Annotated in this window: 12 protein-coding genes; 4 read left to right on the top strand and 8 right to left on the bottom strand. The window is 69.9% G+C overall.

Annotated elements, in window-relative coordinates:
* Positions 1-187: 187 nt before the first annotated feature.
* The 4 genes from J2X41_RS24935 to J2X41_RS24915 all read right to left on the bottom strand — a co-directional run bounded on the left by J2X41_RS24935 (position 188) and on the right by J2X41_RS24915 (position 6671).
* On the bottom strand, positions 188-2506 hold the full coding sequence (locus J2X41_RS24935; protein WP_310087245.1) for an acyl-CoA dehydrogenase: 2319 nt from the start codon (positions 2504-2506) through the stop codon (positions 188-190).
* 311 nt (positions 2507-2817) lie between these two features.
* Entirely contained in the window at positions 2818-4581 is a 1764-nt protein-coding gene (locus J2X41_RS24925) for a chloride channel protein (RefSeq protein WP_310087243.1), read from the bottom strand.
* Between the two features lie 91 nt (positions 4582-4672).
* The gene (locus tag J2X41_RS24920; protein WP_310087241.1) at positions 4673-5188 is read right to left on the bottom strand and encodes a methylated-DNA--[protein]-cysteine S-methyltransferase; all 516 of its coding nucleotides are present in this window, start codon (positions 5186-5188) and stop codon (positions 4673-4675) included.
* Positions 5178-6671 (bottom strand): DNA-3-methyladenine glycosylase 2 family protein, encoded by a 1494-nt coding sequence (locus J2X41_RS24915; RefSeq protein ID WP_310087239.1) that lies wholly within the window; start codon positions 6669-6671, stop codon positions 5178-5180. Before J2X41_RS24915 ends, J2X41_RS24920 begins: the two co-directional genes overlap by 11 nt.
* Before the next feature lie 326 nt (positions 6672-6997).
* On the opposite strand from J2X41_RS24915, the gene J2X41_RS24910 reads away from it, so the two are divergent.
* Positions 6998-8026: a hypothetical protein gene (locus tag J2X41_RS24910; protein WP_310087237.1), complete on the top strand. Its 1029-nt coding sequence runs from the start codon at positions 6998-7000 to the stop codon at positions 8024-8026.
* 248 nt (positions 8027-8274) lie between these two features.
* Positions 8275-9321 (top strand): aspartate-semialdehyde dehydrogenase, encoded by a 1047-nt coding sequence (locus J2X41_RS24905; protein WP_310087234.1) that lies wholly within the window; start codon positions 8275-8277, stop codon positions 9319-9321.
* Here the strand turns inward: J2X41_RS24905 and J2X41_RS24900 are convergent.
* Together J2X41_RS24900 and J2X41_RS24895 are read right to left on the bottom strand one after the other, a co-directional pair.
* Positions 9318-10622 (bottom strand): nicotinate phosphoribosyltransferase, encoded by a 1305-nt coding sequence (locus J2X41_RS24900; RefSeq protein WP_310087231.1) that lies wholly within the window; start codon positions 10620-10622, stop codon positions 9318-9320. The genes J2X41_RS24905 and J2X41_RS24900 overlap by 4 nt on opposite strands.
* Before the next feature lie 54 nt (positions 10623-10676).
* Positions 10677-11237, bottom strand: a complete 561-nt coding sequence (locus tag J2X41_RS24895; RefSeq protein ID WP_310087230.1) for a TetR/AcrR family transcriptional regulator — start codon at positions 11235-11237, stop codon at positions 10677-10679.
* Positions 11238-11349: 112 nt separating this feature from the next.
* Between J2X41_RS24895 and J2X41_RS24890 the strand changes: the two genes are divergently transcribed.
* Positions 11350-11997, top strand: a complete 648-nt coding sequence (locus J2X41_RS24890) for a glutathione S-transferase (RefSeq protein WP_310087227.1) — start codon at positions 11350-11352, stop codon at positions 11995-11997.
* A gap of 252 nt (positions 11998-12249) precedes the next feature.
* Here the strand turns inward: J2X41_RS24890 and J2X41_RS24885 are convergent, their stop codons facing one another.
* Complete coding sequence (locus J2X41_RS24885; protein WP_310087225.1) at positions 12250-13557, bottom strand: acyl-CoA dehydrogenase family protein; 1308 nt, start codon at positions 13555-13557, stop codon at positions 12250-12252.
* Positions 13558-13959: 402 nt separating this feature from the next.
* Here J2X41_RS24885 and J2X41_RS24880 point away from each other — a divergent pair, with 402 nt between their 5' ends.
* Positions 13960-14526, top strand: coding sequence for a hypothetical protein (locus tag J2X41_RS24880; RefSeq protein WP_310087222.1), 567 nt, complete (start codon positions 13960-13962; stop codon positions 14524-14526).
* Between the two features lie 70 nt (positions 14527-14596).
* Here J2X41_RS24880 and J2X41_RS24875 read toward each other — a convergent pair whose 3' ends face one another.
* Positions 14597-15598 carry a transporter gene (locus J2X41_RS24875; RefSeq protein ID WP_310087220.1) on the bottom strand — a complete coding sequence of 334 codons (1002 nt, stop codon included), beginning with the start codon at positions 15596-15598 and terminating at the stop codon, positions 14597-14599.
* Positions 15599-15742 lie beyond the last annotated feature (144 nt).

Genomic DNA, 15742 nt, shown 5'->3' with positions numbered 1-15742 from the left:
TCGCCGCACGAAAGAGCCCGGTGGCCACCGGGCTCTTTCACCGCACCAAGCCATCACAGCTCAGCGCTTCAATCCAGATACAAGGGGGGAGTGATCGGCCGATGACCACAGCCCGGATCGACGATCCCAAAACTCCCCCCACCGATCGCTGCGCGATCGCCTCCCCCACAGGGGGAGGTTCAGGTCTCTACAGCCCCGCCCCGCTGAACGTCCGCTCTTCCGCGTCCAGCCCCGGCCGTGGCGTCACCTCGTCGGTCCAGATCGGCGGCGCCGGCCGGGCGTCGGCCACGGCGCGGGCGGCCAGGCCGTCGTGGGCGAAGTCGTCGACGGCGATCACCGCCGCCACCGCCTTGTCCGCCGCCTCCAGCGCCGCGATCTCGTCGGCGGTCACGCAGCCCTGCTCGACCCCGTCCCTCCAATGGCGGATCTTCTGGGCGCGCAGCCGGTCGTGGATCGGCTGGGTGGCGACGACGCGTTCGAAGGCGTCGATCAGCTGGCCGACGGCCTCGTCCTTGCCGCCGACATAGACGTTCTCGATCAGCCGGTCGCGCGTGGCCGAGGGGTGCAGCAGAAGCTCGGCGCAGGCGGTGGTCGTGCGGTCCGACGGGCCCCGGCGACGCGGGCCCAGCGGCAGGATCGCCGCCCGCAGCAGCCAGCCGGCCAGCACGTTGGGCAGGTTGGCGAACACCTCGTCGAACCGCTGCTCGATGGTGGCGAAACCCGTGTCCATGCACCATTGCAGCAGCGGGAAATCGGCGTCTTGGCGGCCCTCGTCCTCCCAGCGCTTCAGGGCGCCCGACAGGAAATAGAGCTCGGCCAGGATGTCGCCCAGCCGGCCCGACAGCATCTCCTTGCGCTTCAGCGCCCCGCCCAGGGTCAGCAGGGCGATGTCGGCGGTCAGGGCGAAGGCGGCGCTGTAGCGGCCCATTTTTCGATAGAATCTGGTGGCGCGGCCCGCGTCGGGGGCTGGAGCGAACGCCCCGCCCGTCCAGCTGCGACCCCAGGCCCGCAGGCCGGTGCGGATCGCGTGCGCCACGTGCTTCCAGAACACCGCGTCGAAGTCGGCCAGGCCCTTGGCCCGATCCTCCTCGCCGATTGCCAGGATTTCGCTCAACAGGAACGGATGAGCCCGGATCGCGCCCTGGCCGAACACCATCAGGCTGCGGGTCAGGATGTTGGCGCCCTCGACCGTGATCCCGACCGGGATGGCTCGGTACTGCGAGCCCATGTAGTTGCGCGGGCCTTCGATCACCGCCTTGCCGCCGTGCACGTCCATGGCGTCGTTGACCACCACCCGCATGCGCTCGGTGGCGCCGGCCTTCAGCAGGGCGGAGATCACCGACGGGTGGTGCCCCAGGTCCAGGCCGGTGCAGGTGAGGCGACGGCCGGCGTCCAGCAGGTAGGCGTTGCCGGCGATGCGGGCCAGGCGCTCCTGCACGCCCTCGAACTTGCCGATCGGCACGTTGAACTGGCTGCGCACCCGGGCGTAGGCGCCGGTGGTCAGGGCGCTGAAGCTGGCCGCCGCGCCCGACAGGGCCGGCAGCGAGATCCCGCGCCCGGCCGCCAGGGCGGTCATCAGCATCTTCCAGCCCTGGCCCACCCGCTCGGCTCCGCCGATCACCAGGTCCATCGGGATGAAGACGTCCTTGCCCCAGTTGGGACCGTTTTGGAACGTCTGGAAGGCGGGCAGGTGCCGGCGGCCGATACTGACCCCCGCTGTGTCGGTCGGCACCAGGGCGCAGGTGATGCCGATGTCCTCGATCTCGCCCAGCAGATGGTCGGGGTCGCGCAGCTTGAAGGCCAGGCCCAGCACCGTGCAGACCGGCCCCAGGGTGATGTAGCGCTTGTGCCAGTTCAGCCGGATGCCCAGCACCTCCTGGCCCTTCCAGGTCCCGCGGCAGACCACGCCCTCGTCGACCATGGCCCCGGCGTCGGACCCGGCCTCGGGGCTGGTCAGGCCGAAGGCGGGCACCTCGCGGCCGTCCGCCAGGCGCGGCAGCCAATGGTCGCGCTGGGCCTGGGTCCCGAACTTCATGATCAGCTCGCCCGGGCCCAGCGAGTTGGGCACCATGGCCGTCACCGCGGCCGACACCGAGCGGGTGGCGATCTTGCGGACGATCTCGGCATGGCCGAACGCGGAAAAACCCAGGCCGCCATACTCCTTCGGGATGATCATCCCGAAGAACTTCTGGCGCTTCAGATAGGCCCAGGCCTGCGGCGGCAGGTCGCGGGTCTCCCAGGTCATGGTCCAGTCGTCGAGCATGGCGCACAGGGTGTCGACCGGTCCGTCGAGGAAGGCCTGCTCGTCGGGCCGCAGCCGGGGCGCGGGGAAGGCCAGCAGTGCGTTCCAGTCCGGATCGCCGGTGAACAGGGCCGCGTCCCACCAGGTGTCGCCGGCGTCGATCGCCTCGCGCTCGGTCTGCGACAGGGCCGGCATCACCCCGCGCGCCCAGGCCAGGATCGGCCGGGTGATCAGGTCCCGGCGAAAGTTGAAGGTGCTGGTCATGACGCCGCCTCGGTTGCCGATGGACGTCTAACGCGATGGGGCGGGGTGAGGATGCGGCGGCGAGGCCAGAGGCTTCCTCGTATCGAAAGCGGGGGGATCGATTTTCTGTGGGGATTGGTGAGCGGAACTTGCTCCCTTTCCCATAGGGAGAGGGTCGGGGTGAGGGGTTACGGCGTCGGACGGAGCGCCGGCACGCCGTCAAACCTCGTAACCCCTCACCCTCCCATGCTGCGCATGGGCCCCTCCCTCTCCCTCTGGGAGAGGGGTCGACTTCCGCAATGGATCGACCCAGACATCTAGATCATCGCCGCCTACCCCGCTTCCCCCGTCAGCTCGCGCCGCGCCTTGTCCAGTTCCTCGGCGTAACGTCGCGTCGCATAGGCCTCGGACAGGATGCCGATCACTTCGCGGTTGGCGTCGATCACCGCCAGTTCGTCGGCCTGGGTGTGGTCGAAGGCGCGCATGACTTCCTTGATCGACTGGTCGGCCATCAGGGCGGTGTCGGCGTAGAGGGCCAGGGAGGACACGGCGATCTCGCTGTCCTCGGGATGGGCGTAGGCCAGAGCCGTGCGGACGATGCCGGCGTAGCGGCCCTGGGCGTCCAGCATCACCACCCGCTTGGTCGAGCCCAGCGGGTAGCGGCGGCGGAACTCGGCCAGGCTGGCCTCGGCCGGCACGGTCTTGACGTCCTTGCGCATCATCCGGCCGGCGGTCAGGGGACGCATCCAGCTGACGTCGTGGGCGCTGCGGATGGTCTCGCCGCGCAGGTGCAGCCGCCAGGTCGAGAACGAGTAGCCGAAAGTCTCGCGCACCAGGGCGCTGGCGATCAGCGAGGCCACCAGGGCGGCGGCCGCCACGGTGAAGTCGCCGGTCGCCTCCAGCACCAGGAACGACATGGTGAAGGGCCCGCCGACCACGGCGACGCCGAACGCGCCCAGCCCGACCAGGGCCGCCACGGTCGGGTCCAGGGACGGCAGCCAGGGCACGAACACCGTCAGGGCCGCGAAGATCTGGCCCACCAGCACGCCCAGGAACAGCGAGGCGAAGAACAGGCCGCCCCGGAAGCCGAAGCTCAGCGACACCACGCTGGCCAGGGCCTTCATGGCCAGCAGGATCAGTAGCATTCTCAGGCCCAGGTCGGCGGTCAGATTGACGTGCACGGCCCCGTGGCCGGCCGACAGGGTCTGGGGGGTGATCATCGCCAGGGCGGCCAGGGCCACGCCGCCGACCATCGGGCGGACGGGCTTGGGCAGCCTGGACTTGCCGACCAAGCCCTCGGCCGAGGCCACCAGCCGCATCAGGGCGACGCCCGCGAACGCGCAGACCACGCCCAGCAGGGCGTAGAGGCCGTAGTCGAACCACGACTGCACGGCCGGGGTCGAGGTCTTCAGCAGGTAGGGCAGGCCGCCCATCCGTCCGGCCACCAGCACCGCGGCCAGGGCGGCGGCGGCCACCGGAGCCAGGTTGGCGACGGTATAGGCCCCGATGACGATCTCGAACGCGTAGAAGGCCCCGGTCAGGGGCGCGCCGAAGGCGGCGGCGATGGCCGCGCCCGCCCCGGCCCCGACCAGGGTCCGCATGTCGGCCCGACGCAGGTTCAGCCGCTGGCCGGCGAACGAGGCGATGGCCGCCCCGGCCTGGGCGTAGGCGGCCTCCAGCCCGACCGAGGCCCCGACCCCGTTCGACAGCAGGGTCTGGCCGCAGATGAAGGCGCTGTCGCGGACCGACAGGTGGCCGCCGTGCAGGGCGTTGGCCTCGACCGGGTCGACGGCCGGCTTGGGGCGGTACTTCAGCCAGGCCCAGGTGGCCACGCCCAGCACCAGCCCGCCGAGCGGAATGGCCAGGGTCCGCCAGGGGGCGATCACGCTTTGGGCGCTGAGTCGCTCGTCGATGTTGATGGCGAACAGCAGCACCTGCAGGCCGTGGGCCAGCTTGGCCTGCAGCACCGCCAGCGCCCCCGCCCCCGCGCCGATCAGGGTGGCCACGGCGATCAGCCACAGCTCGCTGGACCGGATCCGCCGCCGCAGCCAGCTGAGCCAGCGCACGGAGGTGGTGGTCGGGAGGGACAGCTGCATGAGGGTTCCGGTCGCGAAGGGCGGCGCGGCCATCCTATGGGGGTTGCGGCGGACTGGCAAAGCTGGGGACAGGTCCATGGACCTGTCCCCGTCAGAGCGCGCGGCCCCCTTCGTGCGCCAGCAGCCACCGCTTGCGCTCCACCCCGCCGCCATAGCCGGTCAGGGCGCCGCCGGTCCCGATCACCCGGTGGCAGGGCACGACGATGGCGATCGGGTTGGCGCCGTTGGCCGCGCCGACCGCGCGGACGGCGGCCGGCCGTCCGACCTGCCGGGCCAGGCCGGCGTAGCTGGTCGTCTCGCCCGGCGGGATCTCGACCAGGGCTTGCCACACCTGGTGCTGGAAGGCGGTGCCGCCGATCGTCCAGGGGATGGTCCGCAGCGCCGCCAGGTCGCCGGCGAAATAGGCCGCCAGCCCGTCGCGGACGGCGGCCGGCGCCGCGCCGCGCTCCACCGTCTGGCCGCGATGGTGCAGGCGCAGGGCGCTGGACAGGCGTTGGGGCTGGTCGTGGAACTCCAGCACCCGCAGCCGCCCGTCGCGGTCGGTGACCACGTCGATCTCGCCGATCGGGGTGGCCAGCACCGCGTGCGCCAGGACCTCAGGCCGCACGCTTCACCTTGCGAACCGGCGGCGCCCCCTCGTCGGCCAGAGAGGCCCACAGGTGCAGGGCGGCATAGGCGCGCCAGGGCCGCCAGGCCTCGGCGCGGGCCAGCAGCTGGTCCCGCGTCGGGCGGACGCCGTCGGCGTCGGCCAGGGCGCGCATCAGGGCCACGTCGGCGGCCGGGAAGGCGTCGGGCTCGCGCAGCTGACGCATGGCGATGTACTGGGCCGTCCATTCGCCGATGCCCGGCAGGGCGCGCAGGCGGGCGACCATCTCGGCCAGGCTGGCGGTCGGCGACAGCAGGTTCGGATCGGCGGCGATCGCCCCGGCCATGGCCGACAGGCAGCGGATGCGGGCCCCGGGCATCTTCAGGTCCGAGAGATCTGTGGCGGCCAGGCGCTGGGCCGACGGGAAGGCGTGGGTCAGGCCCGGCTCGGCCCAGGGCGCCGCCAGGGGGTCGCCGTGCGCGGCGGTCAGGTCGCCGGCCAGCTTGCGGGCCTGAACGACGGTGATCTGCTGGCCCAGGATCGCCCGCACCGCCAGCTCGAACCCGTCCCAGGCCCCGGGCACCCGCAGGCCGGGGCGCAGGGCCACCATCCGCGCCAGGTCCGGGTCGCGCGACAGCACCTCCCCGATGCCGACCGGGTCGGCCGACAGGTCGAACACCCCGCGCACCCGGGCCAGGATGCGGGGCAGGGCCGACGGCCGGGGGAAGCGCACCGCCACGCGCAGCCGGTCGCCGCCGATCGGCGCCACGGCGATCGTCCCGGCCGCGCCGTCCAGGGCGATGACCCGGCGGTAGACGTTGTTGTCGACCGCCTCGACGCCGGGGATCGCGCGCATCGCCAGGAAGGCCAGCATGCCGTCCCAGTCGTAGGGCGGGCGGTAGCGCAGGGTCAGGGAGATGGCCTCGCCGGCCGGGGCAGGGAGGGCCTTCCTTCGGCGCAGGGCGGCGGGCGGACGGTCGTAGAGCTGCTGGAAGGTCTCGTTGAAGCGCCGCACGCTGCCGAAGCCGGCGGCCAGGGCCACCTCGCCCATCGGCAGGTCGGTCTCGTGGATCAGCTGCTTGGCCAGCAGCACCCGCCGGGTCTGGGCCACGCCCACCGGCGTCGCGCCCAGGTGCTGCAGGAACAGTCGCCGCAGCTGGCGCCCGCCCACCCCCACGCGCCCGGCCAGGGTCTCGACGTCGTCCTCGTCCAGCGCGCCGGCCTCGATCAGGGCCAGGGCGCGGCTGACGGTGTTGGACGCGCCGTTCCAGGCCCCCAGCTGCGGCGAGGTCTCGGGCCGGCAGCGCAGGCAGGCGCGGTAGCCGGCCTCCTGGGCCGAGGCGGCCGTGGCGTGGAAGGTGACGTTCTCGCGCTTGGGCGTGCGGGCCGGGCACACGGGCCGGCAGTAGATGCCCGTGGTCCGCACGGCCACGAACAGCCGGCCGTCGAAGCGGGCGTCGCGGGTCTGGATGGCGCGGTAGCAGGCGTCGGGGTCGAGGTCCATGGGGCCGATCATAGACCTGGATGGGGCGGCGTCTCGCGGTTTTCGGACCTTGTCATCGGCGGGCGATGCACGGTGTCGGCTTTCGGTCTATGCAATCTTCGGCTGAGGGATATTCATCGATTGGCAAATGTCGATCTCCCCGACACTTCCTGTTATAAAGATACGAAGCTGGCGCCGCTGTGCTCGTCAAAGCTGTCATGCGACAAAATGCGCAGCGAAAACAGTCCAATACACGGACGTTAACGCCCAATTCGGCATGAATATTAGGGGCTGATCAACCGAGATGGTCGCCCAATAGGCCGCAAGTTTGGTCTGGGGCCATCATCATGAAATATCCCGTTCTCTGGGCGACGAGCGCGCTGATCGCCGCCGTCGCCGTGTCCGGTTTCGCGGTCGCCCGCCAGGAGCGCGGCGCGCCCGGCGTCAGCCTGGCCCGCGACGTCGTCGCCGCGGCCAGCGCCTTCGAGACCTACACCCGCGGCGCGGGGACCATCTCGGCGGCGTTCGAGAACGGCGGCGGCGTCGCCGAGGCCCTGGCCAAGGGCGCGGCCTACCAGCCAGAGCAGCTGGACGCCGGCATGATCGCCTACGGCGCCATCGCCGCCCTGCAGGAGGAGGCCTTCATCGACGGCGTCCGCCAGGCCGCCCGCGAGATGCCCGCCGAGGTGCTGATCGAACGCCTGGAAGCCAATCCCGAAAGCGTCGTCGAGATCGACGGCGTCGGCGCGGCCGCCAGCCGGGCCCAGGCGGCCCTGCTCAAGCGCGGCGCGCCGCTGGGCGTCACCGGCAAGGCGGTCAAGCAGGCGGCCTACGACATCCAGCACCAGGACTGGTCCAAGAGCCCGATCGCCGACACCGCCGGCCGCCTGGCCAAGGTCAAGGCGACGTCGGCCGCCTTCTTCACCCCCGGCGACGAGGACGCCGGCCGGCTGATCCAGGCCGCGACCGCGCCACGCGAAGCGGGAAGCTTCGGCGGTGAGGGCGGGGCGGCCTTCACCCCGGTGACCGTGCGGGCCGCGGCCCTGGCGGCCCTGGCGGTGCTGGGCGCGGCCGGCGACGAGGACGCCGCCAAGCTGGACGTCGTCATGCACGACAAGAAGAGCGGCTTCTGCATGAAGATGGCCAAGCTGAACCTCTACCAGTGCCTGGCCGTGGCCGGTCCGCACTACGAGGATGTCTTTTGCCTCGGCCAGCACGCCCTGATCGACACCGCCCAGTGCGTCAACGACGCGGCCGGCGGGGCGGCGGTCCCGACGGCGGCGCCCGCCCCGGCCCCGCGTCCGTTGCCGGGCTTCATGATCCCGGTGGCCGGCGCCAGCGTGGCGGCGATGTCGCCGGTCCCGACGGGGAACTGACCGCGGATCCGGCGACGACGCGCCGGACGGTTTACATCCGCCGCGTTCGTCCCTAGAGAGCTGCGCCATGTCCGTCGTGATGACCAAAGCCATTATTCGCAAAACGACCCGCTTCGGCGGGGCGTCTGCGGGTGTGCGCGCGGTCTAGACGCGACAGCCGGACAGAAGCCCCGCCGACGCGCGGGGCCGTCCTTTCCAGACCGACGGACAATCCCCCGCGCCTCCGCATCCTCCAGGAGACGCATGACATGACTTCGGCCTTTTCCACCTCTAACCCGCCGCGCGTCGGCATCGTCGGCGCCACCGGCCTGGTCGGCGAGATGATGCGGACCCTGCTGGCCGAGCGGGACTTTCCGCTGGCGTCGCTGCGCCTGTTCGCCTCGGCGCGGTCGGCCGGAACCACCCTGGCCTGGCGCGGCGGGGAGATCGTGGTGGAGGACGCCGCGACCGCCGACTACGCCGGCCTGGACATCGTCTTCTTCTCGGCCGGCGGCGCTGCCTCGCGCGCCCTGGCGCCGAAGGTCGCGGCGGCGGGGGCGATCGTCATCGACAACTCCTCGGCCTGGCGCGACGACCCGGACGTTCCGCTGGTGGTGGCCGAGGTCAACCCCCATGCCCTGGCGAAGATCCCCAAGGGCATTGTCGCCAATCCCAACTGCACGACCATGGCGGCCATGCCGGTCCTCAAGCCCCTGCATGCGGCCGCTGGCCTGAAGCGGCTGGTGGTCAGCACCTACCAGGCGGTGTCGGGCGGCGGCGTGGCCGGCATCGACGAACTGCGGGAGCAGATCCTGGCGGCCGCCGACGGCGGCGCGGCCCTGGCCCACGACGGCGGCGCCGTCGCCTTCCCCGCGCCCAAGAAGTGGGCCGCGCCCATCGCCTTCAACGTGGTGCCGCTGAACTACAAGCTGGGCGAGGACGGCTACACCGAGGAAGAGGCCAAGCTGCGCGAGGAGACCCGCAAGATCCTGGAGATCCCGGGCCTGCCGGTGTCGGGCACCTGCGTGCGGGTGCCGGTGTTCACCGGCCACTCGCTGTCGATCAACGCCGAGTTCGAGCGGCCGATATCGGTCGCCAACGCCCTTGACCTGCTGGGCGAGGCGCCGGGCGTGGCGCTGGCCGAGGTTCCCAACCCGCTGGCCACCACCGGCCAGGACCCGGTGTTCGTCGGGCGGGTGCGCTCCGACCCCACCGTCGCCCACGGCCTGGCGCTGTTCGTGACCGGCGACAACCTGCGCAAGGGCGCGGCGCTCAACGCCGTCCAGATCGCCGAGGTGCTGGTGGGCGCCGGCTAAACTGTCACGGTCTGGGCCTGGAACCCCTCCGCGCCGAAGACGCGGAGGTAGCGGGCGATCTCGGCGGGGTCGCCCACGGCCTTGTTGGGATTGTCCGACAGCTTGACGGCGGGGCGGCCGCCGGCCCGGGTGACCTTGCAGACCAGGGACACCGGGCCCAGGCTCCGGGCGTCCGGCGCGCAGCCGACGAAGTCGTTGGTCAGGTTGGTGCCCCAGCCGAAGCTGGTGCGCACCCGGCCGGCGAAGTGGCGGTGCGTCGTCTCGATGCTGTCGACGTCCATGCCGTCGGAGAACACCAGCAGCTTGTCGCGCGGGTCGCGGCCGCGGGCCCGCCACCAGGCGATGATCGCCTCGCCGCCTTCGATCGGCGGGGCGCTGTCGGGGCGAAAGCCGGTCCAGTCGGCCAGGTCGTCGGGGGCGTCGCGCAGCAGGGCCGCGGTGCCGAAGGCGTCGGGCAGCACCACCTTGAGATTGCCGCCATAGGCCTGCGACCACTCGTCCAGCACGGTGAACGGCGCCCTGCGCAGGGCCGCGTCGTCGTCGCCGGCCAGGGCGGCCATCACCATCGGCAGTTCGTGGCCGTTGGTGCCGATGGCCTCCAGGTCGCTGTCCATGGCCAGCAGCACGTTGCTGGTGCCGATGAAGGCCTCGCCCAGGCCTTCCTTGAGGGCCTCGACGCACCAGCGCTGCCACAGGAAGCCGTGGCGGCGGCGCGTGCCGAAGTCCGACAGGACCAGCCCTTCCAGCCGCCTGAGCCGCTCGACCTTGTCCCACAGCTTGGCCTTGGCGCGGGCGTAGAGGACGTCCAGCGAGAACCGGCCCAGGCCGCGCATCGCCGCGCGGCTGCGCAGCTCGTTGATGATCGCCAGGGCCGGGATCTCCCACAGGGTGACCTCGGCCCAGGGGCCTTCGAACTCCAGCACGAACTGGCCGTCCCGCCGGTCCAGCCGGTAGTCGGGAAGCCGGTAGTCGGCGAGCCAGGCCAGGAAGGCCGGCTCGAAGATCTGGGCCCGGCCGTAGAAGCTGTTGCCGGCCAGCCAGATGCGCTCCTTCTTGCTCAGGTGCACGGTGCGGGCGTGGTCCAGCTGCTCGCGCAGGGCGGTCTCGTCGATCTCGTCGGCGATCCGCACCGCATGGGTGCGATTGACCACCGAGAAGGTCACCGGCACGTCGCGATGCCGCTTCCAGATCAGCTGCAGCATCAGCAGCTTGTAGAAGTCGGTGTCCAGCAGGCTGCGGACGATCGGGTCCAGCCGCCAGCCGTGGTCGTGGACGCGGGTGGCGATGTCGGTGACGGGCATGGGCGGCTTTCGAGAGGCGCGAGGCGGGGTGCGGCGGCGGGCGGGACGCGGGTCCTAAGGAAACAGCCCCGCCGCCCGGTAGGCCGCGATCGTGCGGTCGTAGATCGCCACGTCGCCGCCGCCGCGCGCCAGCAGCTGGGCGCCGTTGATGGCCGACAGCACCGCCAGGGCCTTCTGGTCGGCCTCGGGGCCGGTCAGATCCAGCACCTGGGTCAGCCAGGCGACGTTCAGGGCGATGAACCTTTCGACCTCGACCATCACCTCGGCCGGCATGTCGGCCTTTTCGGCGGCCATGATCCCCACCAGGCACATGCGGTTGTCGTTGACCAGGGCGGCGCGGAACACGCCAGTATAGAGGCCCATCCGCGTCGCCGCGTCGGGCGCGACGGCCAGGAAATGCTCGAACGCCTTGGCGGCCCCGTCGGTGTAGCGCTTGGCCAGGGCCGCCCCCAGGTCGCCCTTGGTCGGGAAGTGATAGTGGATGCTGGCGCTCTTGATCCCGACGGTCTTGGCCAGTTCGCGAAAGCTCAGGGCGTTGTAGCCGCGGGCCTGCACCACCGCTTGGCCGGCGTCCAGGATCGCCTGTCGCGTGTCGAGCTTCGTTGTGTCGGTCACTGCTGAGTCCTTGCCTACCTACCGATAGATAATGGTTGACGGCGAGGCGCGAAAGGCCTTTACGGGTTTTGCCTATCTACTGATAGGTAGAATCATTGATGAGGCAGCCGCCATGAAAATCCACGACTTCGCCATCGGGCCCAATCCGGCCCGCGTCCGCATCGCCCTGGCCGAGAAGGGGCTGGCGTCCGACGTCACCTTCGTGCCGGTCGACCTGCCCGGGGCCGAGCACAAGCAGCCGGCCTTCCTGGAGAAGAACCCGACCGGCACGGTGCCGGTGCTGGAGCTGGACGACGGCCTCTACATCTCCGAATGCACGGCGATCACCGAATATCTGGACAATCTCGACGGAAACCCGGTGCTGACCGGCCGCACGCCGCGCGAGAAGGCGGTGATCCACATGATGCAGAAGCGGGCCGAGTCCGAGCTGATCGACCCGGTGGGGATCTATTTCCACCACGCCACCCCGGGCCTCGGCGCGAAGATGCTGCCCTACAAGAGCCCCGACTGGGACGGCCGCCAGGCCTGGGGCGAGCGCTCGCGGGACAAGGCCGTGGCCGGCATGCGCTATTTCGACAAGGTGCTGCGCGACCAGCCCTACGTGGCCGGCCAGGCGTTCTCGATGGCCGACATCACGGTGTGGGGCGGCCTGGCCTTCGCCGACTTCGCCCAAATCGCCATCCCGGAGGACTGCACGGCGCTGACGGCGTGGCGGGCGAAGGTGGCGGAACGGCCCAGCGTGCGGTCGCCGGCGGGGTAGGTTGAGGCGCCGATCTCCAGCCGCTCACAATCTTCGTCATCCTCGGACTTGTTCCGAGGACCCCTCTGTCCGCCAGTTTGTCGGTTGGAGATGGTCCGCGATCTCACCGCCTCATGGATCAACCTTCTTCGCGGTTGAAGTAGGGGTCCTCGGAACAAGTCCGAGGATGACGGCTGAAAGGGCGGTGGTTCAAAAAGAAGGCCTCCCGGATCGCTCCGAGAGGCCCTTCCGCTATCGCTCTGGACGAAGACCCTACCGGATCCCCGCCACTTCCCGCGCGGCCTCGCGCTCGACCTTCTGCTGGTAGGCGAGATCGCCGTACTTGCCGTATTCCATCCGGGCGATCGTGCGCTCGTGCACCTCGTCGGGGCCGTCGGCCAGGCGCAGGGTGCGGATGCCGGCATAGGCCTTGGCCAGGCCGAAGTCGCTGGTCACGCCGCCGCCGCCATGGGCCTGGATGGCGTCGTCGATGATCTTCAGGGCCAGGCGCGGGGCCGCGACCTTGATCATGGCGATCTCCAGCCGGGCCGACTTGTTGCCGGCCTTGTCCATCATGTCGGCGGCCTTCAGGCACAGCAGGCGGCACATCTCGATGTTGATGCGGGCCTCGGCGACGCGCTCCTCCCAGACCGAGTGGTCGGAGATGTACTTGCCGAACGCCTTGCGGCTCATCAGCCGCTTGACCATCTTCTCCAGCGCCACCTCGGCCGTGCCGATGGTGCGCATGCAGTGGTGGATGCGGCCCGGGCCCAGGCGGCCCTGGGCGATCTCGAAGCCGCGGCCCTCGCCCAGCAGCAGGGCGTCCTCGACCGGCACGCGCACATCCTTGAGGATCACCTCGGCGTGGCCGTGCGGCGCGTCGTCATAGCCGAACACCGGCAGCATGCGGACGATCTCGATGCCGGGGGCGTCCATCGGCACCAGCACCTGGCTCTGCTGGGCGTGGCGGCTGGCGTTGTCCGGGTCGGTCTTGCCCATGACGATGGCCACCTTGCAGCGCGGGTCGCCGACGCCCGAGGACCACCACTTGCGGCCGTTGATCACATAGTGGTCACCGTCGCGCTCGATGCGGGTCTCGATGTTGGTGGCGTCCGAGCTGGCCACCGCCGGCTCGGTCATCAGGAAGGCGCTGCGGATCTCGCCGTTCATCAGCGGGCGCAGCCAGCGCTCCTTCTGCTCCAGCGTGCCGTAGCGCATCAGCACTTCCATGTTGCCGGTGTCGGGCGCCGAGCAGTTGAAGACCTCGGACGCGAAGCCGATCTTGCCAAGCTGCTCGGCGATCAGGCTGTATTCGAGGTTGGTCAGCTGCACGCCCTCGAACTGGAACGTGTCGTCGACATGGGTCTGGCCGCTGTGGGGCGGCATGAAGAAGTTCCACAGGCCGGCGGCCTTGGCCTTGGCCTTCAGTTCCTCGACGACCTGGACGACCTTCCAGCGCTCGGCCCCGAGCACGTTCATCTCGGCCTCGTAGACCGGGACGGCCGGCTTGACGTGCTCTTCCATGAACGCGGTGACCCGGTCGAGGAAGCTGCGCTGGGTGGCGGAGATTTCGAAATCCATGGCGTTCCCGGTCCCGTTCTTGTGCTGTCAAACGCTTGTTTGAAACCGTTCTAGCACCGAACGGCGGCGGACGGCAAGCGGGTGGCCAGAGGCACGGAACGATTGTCTTGCCAAGCCTGGGTGGGCGAGAGATGGTTGCTTGGGATCGTGAAAGTTGATTGTCGGTACTAAATCGTTTGAAGCTCTAGGGGGAAGAATGTCTGACGAAAAGCCGGTACCGCCTCCGCCTCCGCCTCCGCCTCCGCCTCCGCCTCCGCCTTCGCCACCGCCACCGCCACCGCCACCGCCGCCGCCACCGCCACCGCGTCCTCCGGCGATGGATAGAGGATTGGGGCGTTTTAACGAGCAGGCCACAACTAAGACGACGGATTGGTACAAGCCCGATCCACCCCCAAAAAAGAAATGAGCTGGGACCATGGCGACTATTTTCAGATCAGGTTCTCAATAGGCCGATCTCGCCGCTACCATTCAATGATGCGCGATTTCTATCGCCGCTTGGCCGATCTAGTCACGGCTATCGGTGCCGTGAGCGGTACGAGTGCGTTCGTTGCTCTGTTTCTATCAGATCGCAGCAGTCTTCTGGCGAAATGGCTGACGGGTGTGATAGCTACCGCCTCAATATTGAACCTCGTATTCGGTTTTGGAAAAAAGGCCGACCTGCACGACAAGCTCTGTAAGGATTTTACAAAATTAGCGTCGGAAATGATCTCCTTGCCGGCCAATAAGCAGAATCTTTTGGCCATTTGCGCAAAGAGAATCCTAATTGAAGTCGATGAACCAACTGTTCGTCGGGTAATTGATCTGCGTGCGGCTCGTGAAGAGGAGCGTGCTTCAGGGATCTCTCCCGACAAGTTGCTGCCTCTAACATGGCTCCAGGAGCGCACCCCACTTGGGTACTTTTGCGACTTCGATCTTGCCGAGGTGCAGAAGCGTCTAGCAAAACGAGCAAGCGAGTGCCGGTCGGCCTAAAGCGTCGCTGGATGCCCGGCCCGTCGTATAAGATGGCGGCCCTGGGGCAGGGGGCAGGTGGGATGCCAGTCTACAGCACGTAGTTGACTGCGATCACCGGCGTCACCGAGGCGGTGGTGTTGCGGCCGGCGGGGATGATGCGGGCGCCAGCGATCACCCCCAGGACGGGGCTGAAATTGTACTCCACGGCGGGCGCCAGGATCAGCGCCTGGCTGACCGGCGAGCGGCGCGCATAGGCCGCGCCCGCGCCGTCGACCCCGGACACCGTGGTCGCCGCGTCGCGCTGGTAGGCCAGGTCGATCGCCGCCACCCAGCGGCGGGTCAGGCTGTACTCGAAGGCCAGGTCGACATTGAACGAGTCCCCCGGCCGGGCGCGGCCGTCGAAACCGGCGGGCGTGCCGTAGACGCTCGCGCCTTCGACGTCGGCATGGCCCGAGACGGTGTAGGCCAGGTTCAGGCGGGTGCGCAGGATCCGGCCGTTCGGCGTCCAGAAATAGGTCTGGGAATTGAGGCCGACCGTGGTGGCGTAGGCGCCGCCGCCGAAGCCGTCATTGGGGCGGGTGTCGAGCCGGTCGTGGCGGCCGGTGGGCAGGGTCTCCTGCAGCATCAGCGAGATGGTCGGCGTGCGGCCGCCCGGCTTGTACTGGGTCAGGCGGTACTGGCCCTGCACCGTCAGGTCGCCCAGCTGCACGCCCGAGCTCGACCGGCCGCCGGCCCGGCGGTAGCCGAAGCGGGGGATCAGGCCGGCGGTGAAGGTGTCGGTGACCCCGTACAGCAGGTAAGTCTGCGAGCCATAGGTGTCGGCGTCGGGGGCGGGGCGCCGCTTGCCCTTGCCGTCGATCACGCCATACGGCTTGGCGTCATAGAGGTAGGGCTCGATCAGCGCCCGGCCCTTGGGCAGGGTCGCGGCGCCGGAGGCGAGGATCGGCCCGGTCCACCAGGCGTCGTCCAGCGATTGCCGGACCGGGGCGGCGTCCTTGGCGAAGGCGGGGGCGAAGACGGGAGCCGCCAGGACCAGCCCGACCAGCAGCGACGCCATGCCCAGGCGAACCCGTAGCGCGTGCGAAATCATCGATCGTCTCCCCCGTCGGCGTCGCGGCCTTGGGCGGCCGGCGATCTCGTTAGACGGTCGCGCGCGCGACCGCCGCCCGGAACTTGCGGCAGCATCGTGTCAGGACGTGTCAGTAGCGTGAGCGGGTCGAACGGCCGGGACGCC

The sequence above is a fragment of the Caulobacter sp. BE254 genome (assembly GCF_031457295.1).
In the GTDB taxonomy this organism is placed as follows: Bacteria; Pseudomonadota; Alphaproteobacteria; order Caulobacterales; family Caulobacteraceae; genus Caulobacter.
The sequence above is the reverse complement of the archived record's forward strand: the minus strand, read 5'-3'. Positions and strand labels throughout refer to the sequence as shown.